This is a genomic window from Candidatus Nitrosarchaeum limnium BG20, from assembly GCF_000241145.1.
Taxonomy (GTDB): Archaea; Thermoproteota; Nitrososphaeria; order Nitrososphaerales; family Nitrosopumilaceae; genus Nitrosarchaeum; species Nitrosarchaeum limnae.
The window spans coordinates 1-22,900 of the sequence record NZ_AHJG01000009.1; the positions used below are offsets into that span (position 1 = coordinate 1).

Here is a 22,900-nt window from a genome sequence, read left to right on the forward strand (position 1 = left end):
GATATTGATGTTCCACCATATTTTAGAACAAGTCTCAATTCAAAATACCTGAAGCAGTTAATCTTTAAATGCTTTAACTTTCCACTCGTGGAGCCAAATAGAAGTGAATTCTACCTATGTTTGCTACTTTAAATTCAATTCTTAGAGGTTTTGAACTAGAAAATTCACATGTAATTTGGCCTGCAGTTGTTCCTACGGCTTTAACTACTGGGTTAAGGTATTCTAGGCTGTAAGTACCCACACTGTCCTCTTTGGAAGAGATTTCACCTATTTCTTCTGCATCCTTTTCAAGATCAATAACAACTTCTCCTGAATCACCTTTTCCAGAAAAATCTGCTTTAGAATCAGATGTGTGAATGGTAAGATAATCAGATACGACTTGAACATCTCCTAGAATCTTGTCAAATCTTGATGAGGATAAAGTGATTTTAGAATCATATGGAATTTTTGGTAAAGGTGTATCAGTTGCAGAGCTTTCTATTAAACGCATTTTGTATTTTTTATTTTTACCAACTGTAACGAGTAACATGTTTTGTTCAGAAATACTAATTTCTATGCTATCTTTTTTATCTGCTCTTTTGATAAGTTTAGAAAATTCATCTATTCTAACTCCAAATTTTATATCACTATCACATTCATATTTTTCAAATGCTGAATTTGGCCAAGATATATCGATTAAAGCTACATGTGATGGATCCATTCCTCTAAAAGTAATTCCTTCAGCTGTTGCAACAAAAGTAGCTTCTTCTACAAGTGTTGATATTGCTGAGATGATTGCTTTTAGATCATCTGAACCACTTGTTTTTGCTTCGAAAGTCAAACTAAATCTTTTGGGTTTTATGTTCCAGTTAAACGTTATGCGTAATTACGCCAAGTGTATCTGCATTTAGAACATCGGTAGAATTGAGTTGTAGGTTCATCGGCACTTCTAGTTTGCAACATCCACCAAACTGCTTCATCGTTTCCACATTTTTCACATTCAATTTTAATTGTAGGTAAAGTTTCTGTCGCTTCATTTTCAGTCAATACATTGAATTGTGATTCTTGTTCTTCCACAACTGTTTTTGTCTGCTTAGTTTCTTTTCCCTCAACATAATCACATTTTGGGCATTGGAGACCAGAATCACCTTTTTTTAATTTGACCTCACAACTGGGGCAAAATTTCATCTAATTTACCTTAATTTTAGAATTAAATAATTGTTTAAAATCATTAGCCATTTTTAGTGCTGAATCTGTTGCTTTTTTGATTTCTTGCATCGGTTTAGAATTTGAGTTGATTTTCATCCAGCATTCATTGGTAAGAGGATGTTTGACAATTACGCCTGCAAAATCGATGTTTGATTCCTTTAGAAGCTCATGTTGAATTATGTATAAAATTCCTATATCAGTTTCTGTAATAGAAAGGCTAATTTCCTTAGGTTCTGAACTGATTACTTGAGCATTCATGTATTCGGAAAAAGCACTTATTGTGGATATAAATCATTATGAGCGGTTAGAATGGGAGAAAGTATGATTTCAGACATAAGTATAGCAAAAACTAAGGATGAATACGCATTAAATGACACTATTGAAGTCAATGTCAGTTTTAAAGTCGAAGGTGGACTCAGAGATTCCTTCAATGAGGCAAATTGGACCAAAGCTTACAACAATAACGATGTATCATTCAAAATGAAGTATGGCATAAAGTTGATTTCAGGTGGATTTAGGAAAAAAGAGGTTGGTAAAACAATAGACACATACAGAAAAGCATCGATTTTTTGGACAAGAAATCCTAAATTGGTAAATCCCCATAAGGATAGAAGAATTTGGGTTCAAGTAGCCAAAAATTTTGAGCCATTTATCCGATTATCTGAAGAAGAGGTAAGACAAGAATTATTTGATTTTAATGAAAAAATTGTTTTCAAGGGATCAGATTTAGGAAAAGGCAAACACAAGATTGGTGCCGAAGTCTTTGCTTCTTGGCAAAAGCATGATTATACAGAGCCAGGAAATATTAAAAATAACTCTAAAGAAATCGAGATCACGATCAATTAGGGATATAAGGAACTTTTTTTGGTAATCAGTATGGCAAAATACGACGGTCTATTGGGACAACCAATTCTTGAAGTAGAAGAACCTGATAAAGAAGGAGGTATTACTTTCATCTTCAAAGATAACAGATTTTTGTTCATTAAAGTTGTGGATGGAAAGTTGGATGCCGTATCAATCCCAGAGTGAGAAAAATATGGACAAATTTGAACAAATTAAAATGATTGAATTGGTAAAGGTTGAAGATCCTGATTCTGATGGCGGAATAACTCTAGTATTTCAAGAGAACAAAACATTAAAGATCAAAATTGTGGATGGAAAATTAGTATCAGAATTTATCTAATCTATTTATTTTTTACATGTTTTTCATAAAATGTAATAGCTAATTCTTGCACTTCAGATTGAATTGAACCTGGTCTTTCTGTTCTAATTTTATTAATTGCATCTTTAGCAGAAAATTTTTGATATTTTACAAAATAGCATGCGAGTATAGTTCCTGCTCTTCCCATTCCAGCTGCACAATGAACCATTACTGTTTGATCATTGGAAATTTTTTCATGAATAAAATCAACTGCGGTATCTATTCTTTCCATATCAGGAGCAGTAAGATCTGGTGTAGGTACATGTAAGTAACCAATAGCACTTACCCATTCATCTGGTAATGCATTTTCAGTCATAGTTACGATAGAAGTAACTCCTTGGTTTATTATCCAATCAAATTCATCAGAACTTGTAGGCATTCCTGAACCTGCAAGTTTATCTTCGATTAACCACGAAAAATTAGTCGGTTTTTTTGTAATTTTGCCATGAACCTTTCTCCAAATATTTCCAGGTTTACTCATAAAAATTATTGAACTTTCCATACTTTTAGCATTGCGAAAAATGGATGTGCCTTATATGGGAAAATCACGTATATAGAATTAAGATGAACAAAGAGGCTATTCTTTATGAAAAACTACCTAATGAAAAAGTTCGTTGCACAGCATGTGCAAGATATTGTGAAATGGGTAAAGGACAAGTGGGGTTATGTGGAATACGTGGTAATGAAAATGGAAAGTTAGATCTATTTGTTTATGGAAAGGTGATTGCAGGTCATGTTGATCCTATAGAAAAAAAGCCAGTTATTCATTATAAACCAGGTTCCAAAGTATTTTCTATCGCTACTACAGGATGTAATTGGCTTTGTAAGTATTGTCAGAATTATGATATCAGTCAAAGAAGAAAAGTCGAGGGGGTAGATATGACTCCAAAACAAGTGGTACAAACAGCATTAGATAATGGTGCTGATGGAATTGCATATACATACAATGAGCCATCTATATTCATCGAGTTTGCAAGAGATTGTGGAGTAATAGCTCATCAAAAAAATCTTTACAACATATTTGTATCAAATGGATACGATACTCCAGAATCAGTAAAAATGATGGGTGAATTTTTAGATTCGATTACTGTTGATTTCAAAGGTAATGCAGAACCAAATTTTACAAGAAAATTTATTGGAATTCCTGATCCACAACCTGTTTTTGATACATTACTAGAAATTCGTGATAAAACAAAGATTCATGTGGAGATAACAGATCTTATTGTTCCACAAGTAGGAGATAATTTAGAGTCTGCAGAAAAATTATGTAAATTTATTTATGATCAATTTGGTCCGCAGATGCCAATTCACTTTTTACGTTTTCATCCGGATTATAAAATGATGGAATTTGATTCTACTCCTGTCAAGACACTTGAGAAACATTATGAAATTGCAAAAAAAGTTGGATTGGATTATGCATATATTGGAAATGTGCCAGGACATCCACTAGAACATACGTATTGCCCTGAGTGTAAGAATATTGTAATCAAAAGATATGGTTTTGATATTGAAGGGTGGAATCTAGATGATAAAAACAAATGTAAATTTTGTGGAAATCAAATTCCAATAATTGGTAAGTTATCAAAAAATTATAAAAAAAATAGATTTCATTTTGTTCGTTGAATAGCTAATGCTCTTACAGGGGAGCCAGTTGCATCTTTAAGTTTTAATGGTAAAATGATAAAATCAAAATGTTTTGAATAAATTTTATGTAGATTTGATAAATTTTCAACAATTAAGATATTGTTTTTTGCGAATATTTTGTGAACACTATAAGTTTTATCTTTTCCCAGATCTATATTAGGTGAATCAATTCCAACTAGATTGACCTCTTTTGAAACAAGATAATTAGCGGCGGATTGTGATAGTCCTGGATTATCAATGAAGTAAAAATCCCTATTCAGATAATTTTGCCATTCAGTATGGAATATTATTGATGAGTGTTTTGGAATATTATTATTATTTCTTTCAAATGTAATCAAGTCATTTTTTGTAATTGCTTGATTTTTTCCTTTTTTGATTTTTATTAATATTGCATTTCCCATTAAGCGTTCAAGGGATATTTGATGTACTTTTATACCATTTTTGACAAAATGGTATGGTGCATCAAGATGGGTTCCAGTATGAGAACTAAGAAATAACAATTCTAGATTATATCCATCATCTTTTAGTGTAGACCACAAAATGAATTGTGTTTTTGGAGAGCCAGGAAAAGTAGGAGTGGATGGAGATACCGTTAATGTTAGATCTATTGGTTTCACAATAGTGAATTCTTGAAGAGATTAATCAGTTTTTGAGATCTATGAAAGGTTAAATAGTGTTTTATGAAAATCTGCAATGTGCCTACTGCTTATGTCCTATTGAATTCTGATTTAGGATCTGATGAATCGATAATAGCTGATATCAAACGTATTCTTGCAAATGAGGAAATGAGTTATGAGGTACAAGGCGTCTATGGAGTTTATGACATAGTCTTGAAATTATCATCAAATGACGCTGAAAAATTAAGGTCAATAATCACCAATAAAATTAGAAAAATAGGAAAAATCCAATCAACTCTAACAATGATGGTAATAGAAGAACAAGAAAATCTATAGATTTTTTATTGCATCAATAACCTTAAGAATTTCTGATTCAGTATTGAAAAAATGTGGAGATGCCCGTATAATTTTCTGTTCTAAAATTTCTCTAACGGCCAATACAATATTTTGTTTCTCTAATTTTTCAACGATTATCTGTGGATCATAACCTTCTAGATTAAAAGAGACTATGCTTGTTCTTTCTTGAGCATTTTCAGGTCCATAAAGAATAATATTTTTAATTTTAGATAATTCTTCTCGCAAAAGATTTGAGAGAAGGAGGTTTTTTGTACGTATGTTTTCCATGCCAAATTTAAGAAGGTAATTTACAGATGATTCTAAACCTACAATTCCTACATAATTACGAAATCCAGTTTGAAATTTATCAGGAATGTCTTTGAAAGCTAAATTTGTATTATCATAAAGCATTGCTGATTCTCCACCGATGGTTAAAGGTTCTAATAACTCATGTGATTTTTTATTGCAATAAAATAATCCTGTTCCCATAGGCCCACATAGCCATTTTGACCCATTAAATGACATAAAATCACATTTTGTTTTTGCCACATCAAAATTACCTATGCAACCAATTGTTTGTGCAGTATCAATAAAGAACAAAGAGTTATTCTCAAGCAAGCTTCCAATTTTTTCAACAGGTAAAATAGAACCAGTATTATACAATGCGTGACTAACTGCAACTAATTTGGTATTTTTATCAAGAAGTGTTTTAAATTCATCAAAATTAAAAAATCCATTTTTATCTATAGATAAATTTTTGATTTCAGTTTTATTTTTTAATCTAAGCCAAGGATAAAAATTTGCATGATGCTCATGTGAGAATCCACGAATTATAATATTAGAATTTTTTTCAAACGTAAGACCATTTGCTACTAGGTTTATTCCATCTGTAGTACTTTGTGTTAAAATTACTTCTTCAGGTTGACAATTGATAATTTTTGATATAACTTTTCTAGTGTTTCGTAATTTTTCATCTATAAACGGTTTTGAATCTATAGAATCTGGTCCCATTTTATTATAAGAGACTAGAAAGTCTTTCATCGCCTCAATACTTTGTAAAGGCATTATTGAAACAGAGGCATTGTTTAGATAGATTTTACCAGAATTAGGAAAATCTTCCGAGATGTCTTTTGAAGTCAAATTCATTATTATATCTGATAAATACTATCTTAGTGTTGGATAAAAATCATGAACCAATTTTAGATAATGATTTGGCATCTATAAAAAATGAATTTTTAAACAAAAGTCCAAACATAATTTTATGCTCAGAACCTTTTCTTAAAACTACATTTGTAAATGAATTAATTAATTCATATAAGTTTCCAGTGATTTTTTTAGATTTTGATTTACATTATAGTGGTTATGTTGTTTCAGAAATGATTAAAAAAAATTCCAATGTAGAGATTTATCGTCCAAATAAGACAGATTGGAAACAAATCATATTAGAAATAGCAAAAAAAATATCAATTGAAAAAACTTTGATCGTGATTGATTCACTAAATGGATTTTATGGTATGTTTGATGAGAAGGAGTCTGGCAGATTCATTAATGCGTCATCAATGTTACTTTCATCTATTGGAAGAGATAGTAATTCTTTGGTGATAATTACTGCCATAGTAAGAAAAAACGATAGTAATGAATGGATATTATCTCCAGGAGGCAGGCATATTATTGATTCAAAAAAATCTGGAATGTATAATCTTAGTAAAATTGGTAATGATATGATCTTTAGTTCATTAAATCAAATTGGAAGTACTGAAAAAAAATTTAAGATAGATATTTTGCTTTTTGAATAGTTTTATGATAGCGATCAAAAATTAAAACGGTGTTATAAAATTTGAAACGCCGTTATAAGACCAATTTTTTGGGTAAATTATATTAAGATCAAAAGAGTAAAAAATTTCGTTATGCCAGTAGGAATTATTCCAGACATCAGCGAACAAATGTGTATCGGATGCGCACTATGTGTAGAAATCTGTACAACATTGGGACCAGATGTACTTAGAGTAAAACCAGTCGAAGGCTGGAAGAGAGGTAAAGCATTTGTATTTTATCCAGAAAGATGTATCTCTGATGGTGCATGCATCGGTGTATGCCCAACAAAAGCAATCTTTTGGATGAGACCAATGGACTTTACCGTAGGACAACCAGTTCCACTCTACAAGAACTCAGTCTTCGTAAAAGGTTGGACCGAATTAATCGATTAGATTAGGTCATCATTTTTAATTTCTTTTTATTATTTTAAATTTTAACACTACCGTATTTTGGTTCAGAACTTTTTGGTTTTTTCTTCATCCAATAAATTGCTACAATAAAAACTGCTGCTGGAGCTAATATTATGACAGTAAGCAATTCGTAATAGAACTCTAAACGTTGTGCAGGTTTGACATGTATTTGTTCATGAGATATTTTATCAGGATTATCATAAACTACAGTAGAAAATTCTGTAGTCCTTGCAGCCTTTGTAGTAATACCACTCACAGATTTTTCATCAACAGTTCCTGCAGTATTTGTAATTCCTTCAAATTTTATTATAATTGGACCAGAATTATCAAATGCAAAATTTCGATAATCTCCACCTATTTGTGTTAATCCAGTATCACGATAAATCTCATTACCATTTTGAATCAAGATGAAATCATATTTCATCTTAGCAAGATTGGTGTTTGTTGCTGCATTATAAAATTGATAGATAAATTTTACCTCTTCATGTGTTTTAATAACAGACGGTTCCCATGTGAGATCAACTTCGATCATTTTATCTGGAGTATCTTGAATTACTGGAAATTTTTCTATTTTATTTCCAAATGCATCATGAGGATAATCTAATAATGATTCTTTAACCACTATTCTTCCTTCCATCCAAGGATGAATAGAACAATAATATGAAAATAAACCTGATTTGTCAAATGTGTAAGACCATGATTCATTTGGCATGAATCTATCACTGTCAAACAAACCATCAGGTGTTCCAAAATCCTTATTCATCCAACCAAATCTTCCAGAACTTTCTCCACTGGTTACAGTGTGACCTTCTTTGTCATCATTTATCCATGTAACAGTATCTCCAATGTCAACTGATAATACTGATGGATCATACCATACCTCAGCAGGTGTATTTAATTCTGGATTATAAGCTCCAAATGGGATATGAATTGTGTAATCTTCTGCATATATTGAGGAAAATGAGCCTAAAATTACTACAATAATTATGAGTATTTGATAATACACAATATGTTTTATAATTTAATTTGAATATAATGTTATGATGATTTTCAATGATGATTTTCAATTTTTTAGAATTGAAAATCAGTGATAATCTAAAGTGCATTTTTAAGTTACTATAACTTAACGTCTAATTATGAAACGGATCGAAGTGATTGTACAAAGTGAAGTTTCTAAACAGGTTGTAAGAGCAATAAGAAATGCAGGTGTTGGCGGAGTAACATTGATTCAATCTTTAGGACAGGGTGCAGGCGAACGGCCTGAAATTGGAGGACATCAAATTGAATTCAATTCAACAGATGTAATAATTACTGTAGTTCAAGATTCGATGGTAGATTCTGTGGTTTCTGCAATAATGAAAGTTGCTCATACAGGAGAGAAGGGAGATGGAAAAATTTTTGTTTCTAATATTGAAGAATCTTATGATATAAGTACAAAAGAAAAGTCAACTGAATTAATTTGATTTTATTTTAAAATTATGATTATACAATATTCTTTCTGGTAACAAGATATCCAGAATAATCAGAGCCAGGAACTGTAGAATCAGCAATTTTTTTAAATATATAATCATCGAAATTTTTTGCAGCATCATAAAATTCTTCACCTAAAATCAGTCTATTTGCAGGTGCAAGTCTGTTAATCTTGGCACAGCGATTTACTGTACTTCCAAAAATATCATTAACTGATGATATTGAAGTTTTTGCTATTCTAACAATTCCAAAAGTAGAACTAATTCTATAATCAAAGATAGGTAATTTTTGTTCTTCAAGTTTTTTGATAATATCATCATGAGATTCACATAAGGTTAAGCAACAATCAAGACATTTTTTTAATGTTAACTCCTCTTCCAAATTGATAACAGGAAAATAGAATAACAATGCATCTCCAATGTTTTTTACTACTATTCCTCCAAAATTTCTTACAATTTCAGCAATAGAATTTAGAAAAATTTTATAAAATTCACTGGTTTGTGATTCTGATAATTGGTAAGTAATTTTTGTAGAATTCATAATATCTACCATGCACACACAGTATTTTTCGCTATAATCTGAAAATTGTAACAAAATATCTTCTTGTTGTTTTATGACATCTTCTTTTTCTTTGATTTCAATTAATGATTTTTGTAGTTTTTCAGTCATTAAATCAAACGCTTGTGATAGTTCACCGATTTCATCTTTTGTTGTAATATTAGTTCTAACTTTAAAATCTCCATTTGAAACTTGGTTTGCAGCATTTTTTAATTTTATTAGAGGACGTGAGATAGTTTTTGAAATTATGAAAGCAACAACAATCATTGCAGCAGTAATCATAAGACCTGTTTGAAAAATTCTATCTTGAAGTACTAAGATTGGTTGAATTGTTTCTGCCTCATCAATTTCTGCAAGTAAAACGAATCCTAAATCTTTAGCACAATATGAAGAACCATGAATGTCAACTTCTCTATAATCTTTGTAAATTCCTGCAAAATCTTTTCCTTCTCTAAAACATTTTTGTACAGGAACAGTATCAACTTTTTGTTTAAATATTGCATTGTTTATGAATCGAGATTCTGAAAGCATCAAAAATCTTTCATTGACAATATAGACTTCACCAGTATCTCCTAATCCACTTTTATCCGTCAAAATATTATCTAATGATTCAGTTCTCATTCTAGAAATAATCACTCCTATAGGTTCATCATTTTTTTTGCTGTCTACAGCAAAAATTGGAGAAACTATAATCATTTTTTTACCAGTAGGTGATGGTTCAAAATCAATTATTGATTTCTGTAATCCTTTTTGGAATAGTGGATCTTGAAGAAAACTATTATCAGTTAATTTTCCAAGAGAAAAGAAAACTTTTCCAGTACTTCCAATAATTTTAACATCTTCAAATCCTATTGAAAATCCAACCAAGGTTTGAAATGCTTGAACTTGAGTAAGGAAATCTCTACGTTTACTATCTCTTATTTTATCAAATTCATGTTCAGATGTATTATCTAATTCAGTAACAAGAATTTTTATCATTGGATCATTTGTTAGAATTTTATTTTGCTCTATTCTAGATTCAAAAAGAAGCTTAACGGCATTTCCACGTGTTGATGATTCTCCAAGTAGTTGATTGCTGGCACTGTCAGTTAGAATCTGTTCTGCATAATTAAAACTCAGGTATGCTGTAATCAAAATCGTGATTACAGATACCATTATTACTAACAAAATCAATTTTTTATCCATATTAAATGAAATTTGCATTTCAATCCATAGTTGATTTTATATGAATATCAATTCTTCGAGTATTTTACGACTGTAAATCATCAAATGAACTGAATTTTATTTATAGAATCAAAATTATTTTCTATTTTTGAAAAATACTGAGAAATAATTTTGATTTTGTCTATGAATTAATTTCTAAAGAATCCAAATCTAGAGCCAGGTTTAGAATTTGGATTTTTTGTGGTTTTTTTTGATAAATTATCTAACATTTCATATGTAATTGTAAATCCATCACCTACCATAGTAGCATCTTTTTGATATTCATTTTTGTTAGGGACAAATTCGTCTGCTAAATCTCTAATTTTTTTAGTTTTTATATCAAATAATCTAATTTCTTTACCATTATCAAGTTGAATAAGTGCATCATTACTAAGGCCTTGTATAGAAAAGCTTTCAAAAAATCTAATTAATCCATTTTTTTTCAATTTAATGACTACATTATAGGTAATTTTATTTCCATACAATAAAATTTCTCTGGCATTAATTTGAACATCATCTTCTAGATTAAGTACAATAATAGAATCAGCATCTAGAGAAACTGTATTAACAATATTTTCAGCTATAATTTTTCCTTTTGGAGCAGAGATATAGGTTCGTTGTTCTTGAATTTTATAAATTCCAACTTTTATTTGATCTGGAATTTTATATTTTCTGCCAAAAACATTACCAATTATCACATCACCATTATCAACAATTATTCTCGAACCATTTTCAATTTTATATTTATTTTCAAGTGGATTAACAAATTTGAAATCACCTTTTGTAAGATGAATGTTTGTTCTAAATTCTTCAGTCCATGACGGACTCGTAATATTTCCTTGCATTAGAATAGAACCATCATAAGTTAGATTACCTGCCATAAAATTTCCTTTAATTGAGAGTGTACCGTTAGCTTTTCTTTCTAGTTCTATTTCTCCCAGAGTTTTTGAACCAAACAATTTTGTTCCAGTTAAATTAGTTTTATTCAAATTAGCTGCCCATTCTTCAGCTAATTTCATTTCTTTGAAAAGCTCTTGACCTAAAATTTGATTTTTTCTTCTAATGTCTTCCTCAGAATCACCAGAATAAACTCTAGAATTTTTAATTTTTTCTAAATCTGTTTCAGGATATTTTTTACCAATTTTGAGATCTTCATATGCTTGTTTAATTTTTATAAACTGTTCATTTTCTCCTCCTCTATCAGAATGATATTGAAGTGCTAATCGTCTAAACGCATTGCGAATTTCGATCTCAGTTGAACCTTCAGTGATTCCTAAAATATCATAATTAGTTTCTACCATATCATCTCAATTTTTGAATGTTTTTTCATATTTTCTATACTTTTAGGTTTTACAAAACAAGATATCAAGGATACTAATAAAAATAATCTGAATTAGATCTTTTAAAAATCAATTGAAATTATGATTGGTTAACTGAATAAATTTTAAAAATAATTAGATTATTCATATTGATTATTTAACCACTAAAACAGGAACTTTTGTTTTATGCATCACATAATTTGAGGTGCTACCAAGAAATGCTTCCTTTGCACCACCCATTCCTCTAGCACCAATAACTATCATGTCATATTTTCCTTTCTGTGCAAATTTGACAATTTCAGAACCAGTATGCCCACCTCCGGTTTTGTATTTGAATAATGCTCCTGCATTTTGAGCACGTTTCATTGCGGGTCCAATTGCTTTGATAGCTTTTTTCTGTGCTTCATCTTTCATTTTTTGTGTGTATTTTATTCCTGCGGCTAGTGGCAAATGAAAAACATAGAATCCTGTTATTTCAGCTCCACCCTCTTTTGCAATTTCAATTGCTCTATCTAATCCTCGATTAGAATTTGGAGATCCATCAAGTGGAACAAGGATTTTTTTGAGTTTTGCCATAATAATGCCTATGACTCTTCAAATATAAAAAAACAGTATGATTACCACAGATGAAACTATTGTTTTATTCTAAATTAATTTTTTAGATTCATAATTGAAAATCAAATGATTGTTTTTATAGAAATTGTATTTGAATTATATGATGTCAGTTATTGATATTTGTAAAAAACCAATTTCCATCCTAAAAAATTCTACAATATCAGATATTCTTAAAAAACTATTAGAAAATAATCTCAGCAGATTAATTGTTGTAGAAAATGGAAAACCCATTGGGATTATAACTGAAAAAGATGTAGGATTGTTTCTTTTTTCAGAAACTACCAAACAAGGTTTGGATGATATAATGATCAATAAAATTATGAGGCCTATTTTGTTCATACAAGACAATTCAACACCTGAAAAATCAGCAGAGATTATGCTTGAAAAAGGTGTGAGTTCTTTAGCCATTGGAACAAAAGATGAGATTGATGGAATTTTTACAAAGACTGATCTTGTAAAATATTATTTTGAAAATTATTCATCAAATAATAAAGTAGTTGATTTTATGACGCATGAATATGTATTCACTCATACCGCAGCGCCACTATTCAAAGTTGTAAGGAAAATGATAGAAAATAAGATATCACGGATTATTGTAAAGGATCAAAATGAAAAACCAGTAGGGATAATTTCGTTTAGAGATTTATTTAGAATTTCGATCGAGTTAGGTAGTGAAGAAGACGATTCTGGTTTTACTATTTCAGAACAAATCAGGAAAGGATTTCTTTCTGAGGAAGGATTTGGTGGTATTTCATTAGCACGAGATGTTATGAGTAAAGGAATCATATCAATAAAATTTGATAAAGATTTGAAAAATGCATGTAAATTAATTTTAGAAAATAATATTAGTGGTTTAGCAGTACTTGATGGAAATAATTCTATTGTAGGAATAATTAGTAAAACAGATATTCTAAAAGCCATTAAAATTTGAATAAACTTAATAATTTTATTTTGAATTTAAAGTGATTTTATATAATTTCTAATGGTTTGAGCTGATATTTTTAATAATTTATTTTCCTGCTCGTTTAATTTAATTTCAATAATTTCTTTAATTCCATTTTTATTAATTTTCACAGGAATTCCCAAAGCAACATCTTTTTCACCATATTCACCATTTAATACAATTGATGCCGGTATAACTAATTCATCATTATCTATAATTGCCCTAATAACATCAAAAGTATTCTTAGCAATTCCAAATTCTGACCTAGTTTTTAAAAGTCTCAAAGATCTCCAATAGTTTTGAGTTTCTGTGGAAATTGTTTTTTTATCTGAATCATTAAGCATTTCAGATACGTTTTTTCCATTAATTTTTACCCTGGAAAATATAGGCACCATCGAATCTCCATGTTCTCCCATTACTAATGCATCTGTAATTTGAGATTGTTTAATTCCAAATTTTTCTGAAAGTAAATACCTAAATCTACTAGAGTCCAAACTTGATGCTATTCCAATTACCTTGTTTCTTGAAAATTGAGTTTCTTTTTGAAAGATAAATGTAAGAACATCTAAGGGATTTGAAACTACCAAGACAATTGCTGATGGACAATATTTTTTTATTTTATTTGAAATTTCTTTAATCATTTTAACTTGAGCATCCATCATTTCAGTTCTACTTTTAAGATAAGTTCCTGTACTAGCTGTTATTACAACAATATTAGAACCACTAATTTTAGAAAAATCGTCTGTTCCATGAATTGTTACATTTGAGTTTGCAGGTATTGCATTAGATATATCCAAAGCCTCACCAATTGCTTTACTCTTTGTTCTATTTACAAATAAAATATCATCTAATGAATTAGTTATGCAAAGAAATGCAATTGCGGTTCCAACTTTACCGCTACCTATTATAGAGATCAACTTGATCTCATCTCTTTTATATTATAATTAAGATGAAACAAGTCCTCTTGGAATATTAAAAATGTCTTATTTAAATCCAAAAAATACTAGAATAAATTCATGGCTAAAATGAGTGCATTGCATTGCAATGTAGTCTTACATGTTATAAGAAAAATGAAGATAACTAAAACATGCAACAATTAATTTCAGGAAGAAAAATTGAAGATGATTCAAGAAAAGATGCTATTCTTGAAGTGATCTCTGATAAATATTGTCGAGCAATTTTGGAAAACTCGATGGAAAAACCAAAATCCGCAATGGAGATTAGTGCTGAAACTAAAATTCCAATAAGTACTGTTTACAGAAGACTGCAAACATTACACGATAATAAATTACTTGGAATTTCAGGCTCCATTAGTGAAGACGGTAAAAAATACTTTTTATACAAAAGTAGAATCAAAGCCATTGCCACATCATTTAACGGAGGCAATATAGAGGTTGAAGTTGTTCCAAATATTTCATAACACCTCTTTTTTATTATAACCATGTTTGATAATCAAAGTTCTATTTTAAATCAGAAAATATAATAGAAAAAACATGGAAATAAAATATTCAACACCTGTTATTACCATTAAGCCAGAGTTATCAATCTTTGATGCATTATTAGAAATGCAAACAAAATTTGTAAAACACATAGTAGTTGCTGTTAAAAATATCCCAGTTGGAATAGTCACTGAAAGAGATATCAATAGATTTCTTGGAGAAGATAAAACTGCACATGCAATAAATGAAATTCCGATTAAACACGTAATGCAAAAAAATGTAATTAGTATAACTGACGGTATGGAAGATCATTTTGTTCAGTGTGCAGCAAGAATGGAAACTTTCAAAATTGGTTCAGTTGTTCTTGTAAATGATAATGGGGAAATAATTGGAATTGTTTCAAGAACTGATTTAACAAAATCTTATGCTAGTGTATTTGGTGGAAGATACTCAGTAAAACAATTTATGAATAAAAAAATTGTAACTTGTAGAAAAAATGATTCTTTAAAATTTGTGTCAAGTTTAATGAACAAGAATCAAGTTTCAAGAGTAATTGTAACAGATGAAAATGGAAATCCTGTTGGATTAATTAGTACAAATACATTATTGATACATAGTGATTATTTTACAAATGGTAAAACACGATCTAGAGATTACTTACTTCCAGTAAATAAAGAAAAAATGATAGTAGAGGATTTACTAACTGATGAACTTGTTACTGTTAATGAGGAAGATGATCTTGCAATTGCAGCAAGTAAAATGATAAAAAATCAGATAGGCGGAATTCCAGTTATAAATTCAAATCATAATTTAGTAGGCATTGTGAGTAAAACTGATGTAGTAAGAGCTTTTTCTATTGTAGGTCAACATGAAGAAATAAAGTCAAAGTACAAAGAATTGTACTGAAAAAACTAGTTTTTAATCATGGTTGATTTGATTAACTTGATTTACAAACTAGCGGAGGAGCAATTATGTCTGAACTAAAGCGTGGGATGGGTCTATTTCATCTAACTATGTATGGGGTTGGATTAATTCTTGGGGCAGGAATTTATGTATTAATTGGAGAGGCAGCAGGTTTTGCTGGAGATGCAGTATGGATTGCATTTGTTTTAGGATCTATTGTTGCATTATTTGCTGGACTTAGTTATGCAGAACTATCTGCAATTTTTCCCAAAGCTGCTGCAGAATATACATTTGTGAAAAATGCGTTTAAAAATAATTTTTTTGCGTTTATCATTGGATGGTTAACAGTAATTACATCAATGATTACGGCAGCAACCGTTGCCTTAGGATTTGGAGGATATTTTTCAGAGTTTTTGAATATTCCAATAGTAATATCTGCAATTTTACTAATAGGAATACTCACAATAGTAAATTTCATAGGGATTAAAGAATCATCATGGACAAATACAGTTTTTACAATAATTGAAGCTGCTGGATTAATTCTGATTATCGTAATTGGTTTTACAATTAGTGATCCAGATCCAGTTAATTATTTTGAAAGTCCAACAGGATTTACAGGGATTATTATTGCATTTGTATTGATTTTTTTTGCATTTATTGGATTTGAGGATATGGCTAATGTTGCAGAAGAAGTTAGAAACCCAAAAAAAATAATTCCAAGAGCAATAATTTTATCAGTCATAATTTCAGGAACAATTTATGTTTTAGTTTCATTAGCAGTAGTAAGAGCGGTTAATTGGGAAGATCTTTCATTATCATCTGCACCATTAGCTGAGGTGGCAAAAAGAGGGTTAGGCACACAAGGTCAAATAATATTTTCTGGGATTGCACTTTTTGCCATAACAAATACTGTGTTGATTACACTTGTGGCTGGTGCAAGAATGATTTATGGAATGGCACGTGATAGATCATTCCCAAATATTTTAGCAAAAGTACATTCTAAAACTAAAACACCATGGGTGGCAATTATCACAATCATGTTAGTAGCTATTGGTTTTTCTTTTATTGGTGATATTGTTATTGTAGCAAACATAACAGTTTTTGCAGTTGTAATCACTTTTGGTGCAATAAATTTGTCTGTTATCATACTTCGATATACTGAACCTAATATTGAACGAAAATTTAGAATTCCTGTTAATATTGGTAAGTTTCCAGTCTTACCATTGTTTGGATTAGTAATTTCGGGATATATGGCATTTCAGTTTGAAATGGAAGTTATGCTAGTAGGATTTGGAATCATTGTGATAGGCATAATGTTTTATGTAATTTTTAATAGAAAATCATCTAGAGATAAACATTCAGAAATGATATGATAAAAAATGTACAAAATCAAATTGTCTTACAATAATATTTAAACTAACAAAAAAAATTGATCTATATTTATGCTATAACTTAGTTGGTTGTTTTTAATTTCCAATTCATTATGTTATACCACCAATATTTGTTTGAATTTCATAAATCATAATTAGGAAAATCAAATAAATTGCAAACAATACCATGCTTTGCCATTTCTGAATATGACCATTTCTTATTAGAACAAACAGAACAACTGGCAAACCTATTGCAAAGGAGATCAACGTAGATAATATACCAAAATTAATTTCAACTGGGGATAAAACAAGAACCAATCCAAGAACCAGAGTTATGTTGGTTATACACGAACCAATTATGTCACCTATTGCTAAATCAAGTAATCTTCTTTTAATTGCTACAATATCCACAGTTAATTCAGGTAAAGATGTTCCAAGGGCAATAATCGTAGCACCTATTACAGATTGTTTAATTCCGGTAAATTCAGCTATCGATGAAGCACTATCCACAATCATTTTTGCACTTAATGTTACTCCAGCAATACCAACAAAAAAAAGCAAAAGAGGTTTGTATACAGAACCCTTTTCTCTCTGTTCATGGTTTTGCATTTTGCTTGATTTTAACATGTAATAAACAAAAAAAGCAAAAAGACCAAGTAAAGCTATTCCAATAAATTTACTGCCTTGTTGAACTAGTAACAAAATTAGTGGAATTAAGGATGCTGTTATCAACAATGGGAAAAGGCTTTTTGTTGTTTTCACTTGTATTTTTTTGATTGGAGATAAAAACAGAAACAATGCTGCAATAAGTCCAATATTTGTAACATTTGAACCAAAAATATCTCCTAATGTAATACCTACATTATGAGTATGTGTTGAAAATAAAGCCACACTTATTTCTGGTACTGATGTGGCTACAGCAACTATAACAAACCCAGCGGCAAGCTGACCAATACCAGATCTTTTTGTGACCTTTTCAATAGAGTTTATAGCAAATATTGCACTTTTAACTAAAATAACCAAAAAAACTGCTAACAAAATTATGTCAAATAGTAAATCATTCATTGTTCTTCCTTATGCTTTCAATTGTATAATTATATTGTAATACATTTTCAATTTAGAATGATATTTTAAAATTATGAAATATTTGTAGTGTAATTACCATATTTTTAATAACACGAATAAAATTTTATTTTTTCCTATAATTATCAAATTATTTTAAATATTTTATTCTATATCTACAAGTAAAACAGGACAAGCAGTATTTTCAACAATCTTTCTTGAAACACTACCAAGAGTTAAGAGGCTTTTTAATCCCTTCAATTTTCTTCGTTTTGCCATAACTACAAGATCAACTTTTTGTTTCTTTATAATTTTGAGAATTTCATCTGCCGCTGAGCCTATAGTAACAGTAATACTTGCTTTGATATTGTTTTCATTACATATTTTTACTCTTTTTTCCATCTCAGATATCATTCCTTTTTTCAGATCTTCATTGGCATTACGAAAACTTTTTACTAATTTCATTGATTCAGATGTGGATAATGCAAACATTGGTGGACGTGGTATTTCTTCAACAACATGTAACAATATAATTTTAGCTGACGAGGATTTCGCTGCATGAATTGCATGTTTTAGTGCTTTATCACCTGCAGATGTTCCTGCATGAGGAACAAGAATTGTATTATACATAATAGTTCAATACTATCATAGTAAATAAACTCATACTTAATTCTTAAATTAAAAATTATAACAATAAGAAAATTTTTAAAATTATCATCTTCTTTTAATTTTAAAAAGAGCCACAGATGCAATACTTATTCCCAATATACCTATACCAATAGAAATGTAATTAATATTCATTTGTTGATTTGATTGTTCTAATTTAAAAACAGAATTTTTTAAATCATTTATTTCACCAACCAGAGTAGTATGCCCATCAATTAATTGAGTTAATGTAAGATCAGATGGTTTTGGAAATTCAATGTAAGAACGATCATCTACTTTTGGTGGATGCATAGACAAACTAATTGGGGTTACATCAATATTTCCTAAAATATTTGCTTGATAAAATCCAGATACTGTAGGAGTAACAAATGCATAATATTTTCCGGGAATATTATGATCTGGTGACAGATGAAGTATGATTTTCTCTTCTTTATACAACAATTCCATTTTTAACGATTTTTCGAGTCCTGAAACACCATCTTTGAATTTTTGATATTTTAATTCCAAATCAGGCTCAAGTTTACTAACAAATAACTCAATTCCATTGGTTTCTTTAGATACAACAGGTTCATTCATCCAACCAATCTCTAACCTATATTCACCAACAGAATCAATTGTATGAGCAAATGCATAACCAAAAAATCCTGGAATTAGTAAAAGCAGTATTACTGAATTTTTAAAATTCAATGTTGAAAAACTGAATCTATGTTTTAAAAAGGTTCTATCAATTATCATCTTACATTATAATTTGAATTAGAAAGAATGTGATCTAAAAACCCTCAAAATTTAAGAACCCCTTCATTGTCGTTGAACTGTTGACAAAGTTTACAGTAATATCTGGAAGCTCATCTGAAGATTTGGCAAAAAAAGTGGCAAAAAAACTAAGAGCGAATTTAATAAAATCACAATTAAAAATTTTTCCTGATGGTGAAAGCAAAATTACTCTTAACGAAAAACCTCAAAAAAATAAAATTATAGTTATTCAGTCAACATATCCCCCTGTTGATGAAAAATTAATTCAAACACTGGCAATAATTTCTAAAGCTAAAGAATATGGAACTGAGGTTATTGTTGTAATACCATACATGGGCTACGCCCGTCAAGATAGAGAGTTTTTACCGGGCGAAGTAATAACAATGAAAGTAATTGCAAATTTATTCAAAAGTGTAGGAACATCAAAGATTATTGTTGTTGATATTCACAGTTTATTAGGTTTAAAGTATTTTAAAATTAAAACAAAAAATGTTTCTGCAATTCCAGATCTTGCAAAATATATTTCAAAATTAAAATTAAAAAATCCCTTGGTCGTGTCTCCAGATAAGGGCGGAAAAGATAGAGCGAAAGAATTTGCAAAAATTTTGAACGTGGAATACATATTTCTTGATAAAGAACGGAATCGCAAAACCGGAAAAGTAAAAATAAAATCTACAAACTTTGATCAAATTGCAGGTAGGGATTTAATTTTAGTGGATGATATGATTAGTACTGGTGGAAGTATTATCAAAGCCACAGAGTTTCTTAAAAAGCAAAAATGTAATCGTGTATTTGTTGCTTGTACACACGCTTTACTTAGAAATGATGCAGAAAATAAAATTAAAAAAGCTGGAGTTACAAAAATTATCAGTACAAATACAATTCCCGGAAATACATCTTTAGTTGACATTTCAGGCATGATTGTAAAGGCAATAATATAATGCCAGAAAGTTTCTTTGTTTTATCTAAAGATAATCTAGAATTAGCAATTGATGAAGTTACTGCAATCGCAAAAATGTATGATAGATTTGCTAAAGTTAGAATTTTATTAAATTTGGTAATAATTCAGTCCAAAATTAATTGGGAAGAGATCACAAAACGTGCAACGTTTGTCAAAGTATCAGGTCAAATTCTTCGTAAAATGTCAGGTTTATTTTTAGATGAAGAAAATTTTGAAGTTTTAAAAAATGCTAAAACTTTTGTTTGTAGAATTATTAATTTATCATCAAATCAATTTAACATACCTGAATTAGAAAGATCGATGGGTGATATGATAACAAAATTTTCTAAAGCTCAAGTATCCCTACAAAATCCAGATATCACAATTTATCTAATTTTCACAAATGAAGAAAATTTTTTTGGATTTTCAAAAAGATTTGAAAAACAAATAGACCTATTAAGATTAAAAAACATCCCCATGAATTAGATTGGAAACTTACAAGAGCTATGATAAACTTAATTGGATTAAAGGAAGGAGAAGTTGTCTGTGATCCATTTTGTGGAACAGGAACTACATTACTAGAAGCTGAATCAATGGGAATTCATGCAATTGGATTAGATTTTGACGAAAAAATGTTCAAAATTTCAAAAGAGAATCTTGATGCAAATGGATATAATTCAAAAATAATCAAGGGTGATTTTAGTCAGTTAACAAGGATGATAGACGAATTTGATGGAATTGTTACAGATTTGCCATATGGAACTGCATCAAAATCATCAGAAAACCCTGAAGAATTAATGAAAAAATTTGTAGCCACTTTACCTAAGCGTAAAAAATTAGCCATAATGTGTAAAAAAGGTTTGAAGAAAAATTAAAGATTAATCCAATAAAAAAATATGAAATCTATAGGCATAAAAGCTTGACAAGAACACTTTTGATAAAATGAAATTAGTATTTTTGGGGACTTCAGCTGCTCAACCCACAGAAAATAGAGGATTAACATGTATTTGTCTGGAAAGAGATGGTGAAATTCTTATGTTTGATGCAGGAGAAGCCACTCAAATTTCATATTTAAAATCAGGTTTAGGTTGGAATAAAAAAATGAAAATTTTTGTGACACATCTTCATGGTGATCATTGTGTAGGACTTCTAGGACTTCTTCAAACAATGACAATGCAAAATAGAACTGAACCTTTGGAAATCTATGGTCCTAAAGGTATTGAGGAGTTTATTGCTGCAAACATCAAGATATTAAATTTTGGATTATCATTTCCTGTAATGATCACAATAGTTAATGAAGGAAAAATATTTGATTCTAAAATTTATTCTGTATATGCTTGTAAAGCTAATCATTCTGTAATTAGCTATTCTTATCTTTTTGAAGAAAAAGATAAGCCAGGTAGATTTAATTTAGAAAAAGCCAAAGCTTTAGAAATTCCTGAAGGTAAATTATGGAATCAATTACAAAATGGAATTGAAGTTAAAATTGGAGGAAAAATAATTAATCCCAAACAAGTATTAGGTGAAAAAAGACCTGGTAAAAAAATTGGCATATCAGGTGATACAATGCCAACAAAGGAGCTTGAAAAATTTTTTGAAGATTGTGATTATCTTGTGTTTGATTCAACATTTTTAGAAGAATCTAAAGAGAGGGCAGAAGAAACTTATCATTCTACAGCTAAACAAGCAGCTATACTTGGTAAAAATGCAAAAGTAAAAAATCTAATATTAACACATTTCTCTGCAAGATATAAAGATGAAACTAGACATTTGGAGGAAGCAAAACAAATTCATCATTCAGTTATTACAGCAAAAGATTTTTTAGAAATTGAGATCAAGTAGACAAAAAATGTTAGAATCGATCATAGACAAAATAAAAGATTCTAAAAAAATTGTATTTGTTACAGGTGCAGGAATATCCCAAGAGAGTGGAATTCCTACTTTTAGAGGAAAAGATGGTTTATGGAAAAATCATGATGTGATGCAGTTGGCTACAATTGATGCATTTTATGATCATCCAAAATTAGTTTGGGAATGGTATAATGAAAGGAGAAAAAATATTTTTTCTTCTGAACCAAATTTAGGTCATAAGGCTATAGCTGAATTAGAAAAATTTGTAAAAGTAATAGTTTTAACTCAAAATATAGATGGACTTCATCAACGTGCAGGAAGTACAGATGTATTGGAATTGCATGGAAGCATAGTAACTATAAGATGTACTAATTGTGATTTTAAAGGTCAAATCTTAACTGAGTTTACAGAGATACCTCCATTATGTAAATGTGGAAATATTTTAAGACCAAATGTTGTATGGTTTGGTGAACCTCTTCCTCAAGATGTTTGGCAACAAGCCATAATTCATGCAAGTAGATGTGATTTAATGATAGTTGTAGGTACATCGTTAGTAGTATCACCGGCAAATACTTTACCAATTTATGCAAAAGAAAA

At 29.7% G+C, this 22,900-nt stretch carries 31 protein-coding genes; 17 read left to right on the forward strand and 14 right to left on the reverse strand.

All coding sequences use genetic code 11. The features are described 5' to 3' along the window. Nucleotides 1-73: 73 nt before the first annotated feature. The 3 genes from pcn to BG20_RS00150 are packed head-to-tail and all read right to left on the reverse strand — an operon-like array spanning nt 74 to nt 1,446. Nucleotides 74-820, reverse strand: coding sequence for a proliferating cell nuclear antigen (pcna) (pcn, locus tag BG20_RS00140; RefSeq protein WP_007402594.1), 747 nt, complete (start codon nt 818-820; stop codon nt 74-76). A 35-nt stretch (nt 821-855) separates the two neighbouring features. Continuing rightward, a complete protein-coding gene (locus BG20_RS00145; protein ID WP_007402595.1) occupies nt 856-1,167 on the reverse strand; it encodes a transcription factor S in 312 nt (103 codons plus the stop codon). Continuing rightward, the gene (locus tag BG20_RS00150; RefSeq protein WP_007402596.1) at nt 1,168-1,446 is read right to left on the reverse strand and encodes an RpoL/Rpb11 RNA polymerase subunit family protein; all 279 of its coding nucleotides are present in this window, start codon (nt 1,444-1,446) and stop codon (nt 1,168-1,170) included. Nucleotides 1,447-1,497: 51 nt separating this feature from the next. Between BG20_RS00150 and BG20_RS00155 the strand changes: the two genes are divergently transcribed. The 3 genes from BG20_RS00155 to BG20_RS12550 are packed head-to-tail and all read left to right on the forward strand — an operon-like array spanning nt 1,498 to nt 2,371. After that, nucleotides 1,498-2,034, forward strand: coding sequence for a hypothetical protein (locus tag BG20_RS00155; protein WP_048096917.1), 537 nt, complete (start codon nt 1,498-1,500; stop codon nt 2,032-2,034). A gap of 30 nt (nt 2,035-2,064) precedes the next feature. Next, a complete protein-coding gene (locus BG20_RS12545; RefSeq protein WP_007402598.1) occupies nt 2,065-2,217 on the forward strand; it encodes a hypothetical protein in 153 nt (50 codons plus the stop codon). 7 nt (nt 2,218-2,224) lie between these two features. Further along, the gene (locus tag BG20_RS12550; RefSeq protein ID WP_010189450.1) at nt 2,225-2,371 is read left to right on the forward strand and encodes a hypothetical protein; all 147 of its coding nucleotides are present in this window, start codon (nt 2,225-2,227) and stop codon (nt 2,369-2,371) included. A gap of 1 nt (nt 2,372) precedes the next feature. Here the strand turns inward: BG20_RS12550 and BG20_RS00160 are convergent, their stop codons facing one another. Beyond that, nucleotides 2,373-2,870 (reverse strand): dual specificity protein phosphatase 23, encoded by a 498-nt coding sequence (locus tag BG20_RS00160; protein WP_010189452.1) that lies wholly within the window; start codon nt 2,868-2,870, stop codon nt 2,373-2,375. Between the two features lie 83 nt (nt 2,871-2,953). Here BG20_RS00160 and amrS point away from each other — a divergent pair, with 83 nt between their 5' ends. Then, nucleotides 2,954-4,012, forward strand: a complete 1,059-nt coding sequence (gene amrS / locus BG20_RS00165) for an AmmeMemoRadiSam system radical SAM enzyme (protein WP_010189454.1) — start codon at nt 2,954-2,956, stop codon at nt 4,010-4,012. Here amrS and BG20_RS00170 read toward each other — a convergent pair. Further along, nucleotides 3,997-4,650: a cyclase family protein gene (locus BG20_RS00170; protein WP_010189456.1), complete on the reverse strand. Its 654-nt coding sequence runs from the start codon at nt 4,648-4,650 to the stop codon at nt 3,997-3,999. The genes amrS and BG20_RS00170 overlap by 16 nt on opposite strands. A gap of 78 nt (nt 4,651-4,728) precedes the next feature. On the opposite strand from BG20_RS00170, the gene BG20_RS00175 reads away from it, so the two are divergent. Continuing rightward, nucleotides 4,729-4,986 carry an Lrp/AsnC ligand binding domain-containing protein gene (locus tag BG20_RS00175; RefSeq protein ID WP_048096918.1) on the forward strand — a complete coding sequence of 86 codons (258 nt, stop codon included), beginning with the start codon at nt 4,729-4,731 and terminating at the stop codon, nt 4,984-4,986. Here the strand turns inward: BG20_RS00175 and BG20_RS00180 are convergent. Further along, nucleotides 4,981-6,132: an aminotransferase class V-fold PLP-dependent enzyme gene (locus BG20_RS00180; protein WP_010189459.1), complete on the reverse strand. Its 1,152-nt coding sequence runs from the start codon at nt 6,130-6,132 to the stop codon at nt 4,981-4,983. The genes BG20_RS00175 and BG20_RS00180 overlap by 6 nt on opposite strands. A gap of 26 nt (nt 6,133-6,158) precedes the next feature. On the opposite strand from BG20_RS00180, the gene BG20_RS00185 reads away from it, so the two are divergent. After that, on the forward strand, nt 6,159-6,782 hold the full coding sequence (locus tag BG20_RS00185) for a hypothetical protein (protein ID WP_010189460.1): 624 nt from the start codon (nt 6,159-6,161) through the stop codon (nt 6,780-6,782). 111 nt (nt 6,783-6,893) lie between these two features. Continuing rightward, nucleotides 6,894-7,193, forward strand: a complete 300-nt coding sequence (locus BG20_RS00190; RefSeq protein WP_007402606.1) for an ATP-binding protein — start codon at nt 6,894-6,896, stop codon at nt 7,191-7,193. 34 nt (nt 7,194-7,227) lie between these two features. Here the strand turns inward: BG20_RS00190 and BG20_RS00195 are convergent, their stop codons facing one another. Beyond that, nucleotides 7,228-8,217 (reverse strand): cupredoxin domain-containing protein, encoded by a 990-nt coding sequence (locus tag BG20_RS00195; protein WP_010189474.1) that lies wholly within the window; start codon nt 8,215-8,217, stop codon nt 7,228-7,230. A 130-nt stretch (nt 8,218-8,347) separates the two neighbouring features. On the opposite strand from BG20_RS00195, the gene BG20_RS00200 reads away from it, so the two are divergent. Further along, the gene (locus tag BG20_RS00200; protein WP_048096919.1) at nt 8,348-8,674 is read left to right on the forward strand and encodes a P-II family nitrogen regulator; all 327 of its coding nucleotides are present in this window, start codon (nt 8,348-8,350) and stop codon (nt 8,672-8,674) included. A gap of 19 nt (nt 8,675-8,693) precedes the next feature. Here BG20_RS00200 and BG20_RS00205 read toward each other — a convergent pair whose 3' ends face one another. The 3 genes from BG20_RS00205 to BG20_RS00215 form a co-directional block, all read right to left on the reverse strand. After that, nucleotides 8,694-10,442, reverse strand: coding sequence for a HAMP domain-containing protein (locus tag BG20_RS00205; protein WP_048096920.1), 1,749 nt, complete (start codon nt 10,440-10,442; stop codon nt 8,694-8,696). A 149-nt stretch (nt 10,443-10,591) separates the two neighbouring features. After that, nucleotides 10,592-11,743 carry a J domain-containing protein gene (locus BG20_RS00210; protein WP_010189481.1) on the reverse strand — a complete coding sequence of 384 codons (1,152 nt, stop codon included), beginning with the start codon at nt 11,741-11,743 and terminating at the stop codon, nt 10,592-10,594. Nucleotides 11,744-11,914: 171 nt separating this feature from the next. Continuing rightward, nucleotides 11,915-12,337, reverse strand: a complete 423-nt coding sequence (locus BG20_RS00215; protein WP_010189482.1) for a universal stress protein — start codon at nt 12,335-12,337, stop codon at nt 11,915-11,917. 142 nt (nt 12,338-12,479) lie between these two features. Between BG20_RS00215 and BG20_RS00220 the strand changes: the two genes are divergently transcribed. Next, the gene (locus BG20_RS00220) at nt 12,480-13,307 is read left to right on the forward strand and encodes a CBS domain-containing protein (protein ID WP_010189484.1); all 828 of its coding nucleotides are present in this window, start codon (nt 12,480-12,482) and stop codon (nt 13,305-13,307) included. Between the two features lie 26 nt (nt 13,308-13,333). On the opposite strand, the gene BG20_RS00225 is transcribed toward BG20_RS00220, so the two are convergent. Continuing rightward, on the reverse strand, nt 13,334-14,236 hold the full coding sequence (locus BG20_RS00225; RefSeq protein ID WP_010189486.1) for a malate dehydrogenase: 903 nt from the start codon (nt 14,234-14,236) through the stop codon (nt 13,334-13,336). Nucleotides 14,237-14,406: 170 nt separating this feature from the next. Here BG20_RS00225 and BG20_RS00230 point away from each other — a divergent pair, with 170 nt between their 5' ends. The 3 genes from BG20_RS00230 (at nt 14,407) to BG20_RS00240 (ending at nt 17,034) form a co-directional block, all read left to right on the forward strand. Next, a complete protein-coding gene (locus tag BG20_RS00230; RefSeq protein WP_010189488.1) occupies nt 14,407-14,739 on the forward strand; it encodes a helix-turn-helix domain-containing protein in 333 nt (110 codons plus the stop codon). Between the two features lie 73 nt (nt 14,740-14,812). After that, entirely contained in the window at nt 14,813-15,664 is an 852-nt protein-coding gene (locus BG20_RS00235; RefSeq protein WP_010189490.1) for a CBS domain-containing protein, read from the forward strand. 65 nt (nt 15,665-15,729) lie between these two features. Continuing rightward, complete coding sequence (locus BG20_RS00240; RefSeq protein ID WP_010189491.1) at nt 15,730-17,034, forward strand: APC family permease; 1,305 nt, start codon at nt 15,730-15,732, stop codon at nt 17,032-17,034. Between the two features lie 108 nt (nt 17,035-17,142). Here the strand turns inward: BG20_RS00240 and BG20_RS00245 are convergent, their stop codons facing one another. The 3 genes from BG20_RS00245 to BG20_RS00255 all read right to left on the reverse strand — a co-directional run bounded on the left by BG20_RS00245 (nt 17,143) and on the right by BG20_RS00255 (nt 19,446). After that, a complete protein-coding gene (locus BG20_RS00245; RefSeq protein ID WP_010189493.1) occupies nt 17,143-18,096 on the reverse strand; it encodes a sodium:calcium antiporter in 954 nt (317 codons plus the stop codon). 162 nt (nt 18,097-18,258) lie between these two features. Next, nucleotides 18,259-18,723: a universal stress protein gene (locus tag BG20_RS00250; protein ID WP_010189495.1), complete on the reverse strand. Its 465-nt coding sequence runs from the start codon at nt 18,721-18,723 to the stop codon at nt 18,259-18,261. An 84-nt stretch (nt 18,724-18,807) separates the two neighbouring features. Continuing rightward, nucleotides 18,808-19,446, reverse strand: a complete 639-nt coding sequence (locus BG20_RS00255; RefSeq protein ID WP_238527412.1) for a hypothetical protein — start codon at nt 19,444-19,446, stop codon at nt 18,808-18,810. A gap of 128 nt (nt 19,447-19,574) precedes the next feature. Here BG20_RS00255 and BG20_RS00260 point away from each other — a divergent pair, with 128 nt between their 5' ends. The 5 genes from BG20_RS00260 to BG20_RS00275 all read left to right on the forward strand — a co-directional run. Then, entirely contained in the window at nt 19,575-20,453 is an 879-nt protein-coding gene (locus BG20_RS00260) for a ribose-phosphate diphosphokinase (protein WP_010189500.1), read from the forward strand. Next, entirely contained in the window at nt 20,453-20,938 is a 486-nt protein-coding gene (locus BG20_RS12880) for a hypothetical protein (RefSeq protein WP_010189501.1), read from the forward strand. The genes BG20_RS00260 and BG20_RS12880 overlap by 1 nt, the downstream gene beginning before the upstream one ends. Before the next feature lie 20 nt (nt 20,939-20,958). Further along, nucleotides 20,959-21,327, forward strand: coding sequence for a TRM11 family SAM-dependent methyltransferase (locus BG20_RS12885; RefSeq protein WP_010189503.1), 369 nt, complete (start codon nt 20,959-20,961; stop codon nt 21,325-21,327). A 67-nt stretch (nt 21,328-21,394) separates the two neighbouring features. Continuing rightward, nucleotides 21,395-22,294, forward strand: coding sequence for a ribonuclease Z (gene rnz / locus BG20_RS00270; RefSeq protein WP_010189506.1), 900 nt, complete (start codon nt 21,395-21,397; stop codon nt 22,292-22,294). Nucleotides 22,295-22,301: 7 nt separating this feature from the next. Further along, a partial coding sequence (locus BG20_RS00275; protein WP_048096922.1) for an SIR2 family NAD-dependent protein deacylase occupies nt 22,302-22,900 on the forward strand: 599 nt, incomplete at its 3' end.

Excerpts from the sequence above, each read along its gene's own strand:
- BG20_RS00145 (WP_007402595.1), bottom strand. The coding sequence starts at position 1,167 with ATGAAATTTTGCCCCAGTTGTGAGGTCAAATTAAAAAAAGGTGATTCT.
- BG20_RS00150 (WP_007402596.1), bottom strand. The coding sequence starts at position 1,446 with ATGAATGCTCAAGTAATCAGTTCAGAACCTAAGGAAATTAGCCTTTCT.
- BG20_RS00155 (WP_048096917.1), top strand. The coding sequence starts at position 1,498 with ATGGGAGAAAGTATGATTTCAGACATAAGTATAGCAAAAACTAAGGAT.
- BG20_RS12545 (WP_007402598.1), top strand. The coding sequence starts at position 2,065 with ATGGCAAAATACGACGGTCTATTGGGACAACCAATTCTTGAAGTAGAA.
- BG20_RS12550 (WP_010189450.1), top strand. The coding sequence starts at position 2,225 with ATGGACAAATTTGAACAAATTAAAATGATTGAATTGGTAAAGGTTGAA.
- BG20_RS00160 (WP_010189452.1), bottom strand. The coding sequence starts at position 2,870 with ATGAGTAAACCTGGAAATATTTGGAGAAAGGTTCATGGCAAAATTACA.
- amrS (WP_010189454.1), top strand. The coding sequence starts at position 2,954 with ATGAACAAAGAGGCTATTCTTTATGAAAAACTACCTAATGAAAAAGTT.
- BG20_RS00180 (WP_010189459.1), bottom strand. The coding sequence starts at position 6,132 with ATGAATTTGACTTCAAAAGACATCTCGGAAGATTTTCCTAATTCTGGT.
- BG20_RS00190 (WP_007402606.1), top strand. The coding sequence starts at position 6,894 with ATGCCAGTAGGAATTATTCCAGACATCAGCGAACAAATGTGTATCGGA.
- BG20_RS00200 (WP_048096919.1), top strand. The coding sequence starts at position 8,348 with ATGAAACGGATCGAAGTGATTGTACAAAGTGAAGTTTCTAAACAGGTT.
- BG20_RS00205 (WP_048096920.1), bottom strand. The coding sequence starts at position 10,442 with ATGCAAATTTCATTTAATATGGATAAAAAATTGATTTTGTTAGTAATA.
- BG20_RS00210 (WP_010189481.1), bottom strand. The coding sequence starts at position 11,743 with ATGGTAGAAACTAATTATGATATTTTAGGAATCACTGAAGGTTCAACT.
- BG20_RS00215 (WP_010189482.1), bottom strand. The coding sequence starts at position 12,337 with ATGGCAAAACTCAAAAAAATCCTTGTTCCACTTGATGGATCTCCAAAT.
- BG20_RS00220 (WP_010189484.1), top strand. The coding sequence starts at position 12,480 with ATGTCAGTTATTGATATTTGTAAAAAACCAATTTCCATCCTAAAAAAT.
- BG20_RS00230 (WP_010189488.1), top strand. The coding sequence starts at position 14,407 with ATGCAACAATTAATTTCAGGAAGAAAAATTGAAGATGATTCAAGAAAA.
- BG20_RS00235 (WP_010189490.1), top strand. The coding sequence starts at position 14,813 with ATGGAAATAAAATATTCAACACCTGTTATTACCATTAAGCCAGAGTTA.
- BG20_RS00240 (WP_010189491.1), top strand. The coding sequence starts at position 15,730 with ATGTCTGAACTAAAGCGTGGGATGGGTCTATTTCATCTAACTATGTAT.
- BG20_RS00245 (WP_010189493.1), bottom strand. The coding sequence starts at position 18,096 with ATGAATGATTTACTATTTGACATAATTTTGTTAGCAGTTTTTTTGGTT.
- BG20_RS00250 (WP_010189495.1), bottom strand. The coding sequence starts at position 18,723 with ATGTATAATACAATTCTTGTTCCTCATGCAGGAACATCTGCAGGTGAT.
- BG20_RS12880 (WP_010189501.1), top strand. The coding sequence starts at position 20,453 with ATGCCAGAAAGTTTCTTTGTTTTATCTAAAGATAATCTAGAATTAGCA.
- BG20_RS12885 (WP_010189503.1), top strand. The coding sequence starts at position 20,959 with ATGATAAACTTAATTGGATTAAAGGAAGGAGAAGTTGTCTGTGATCCA.
- rnz (WP_010189506.1), top strand. The coding sequence starts at position 21,395 with ATGAAATTAGTATTTTTGGGGACTTCAGCTGCTCAACCCACAGAAAAT.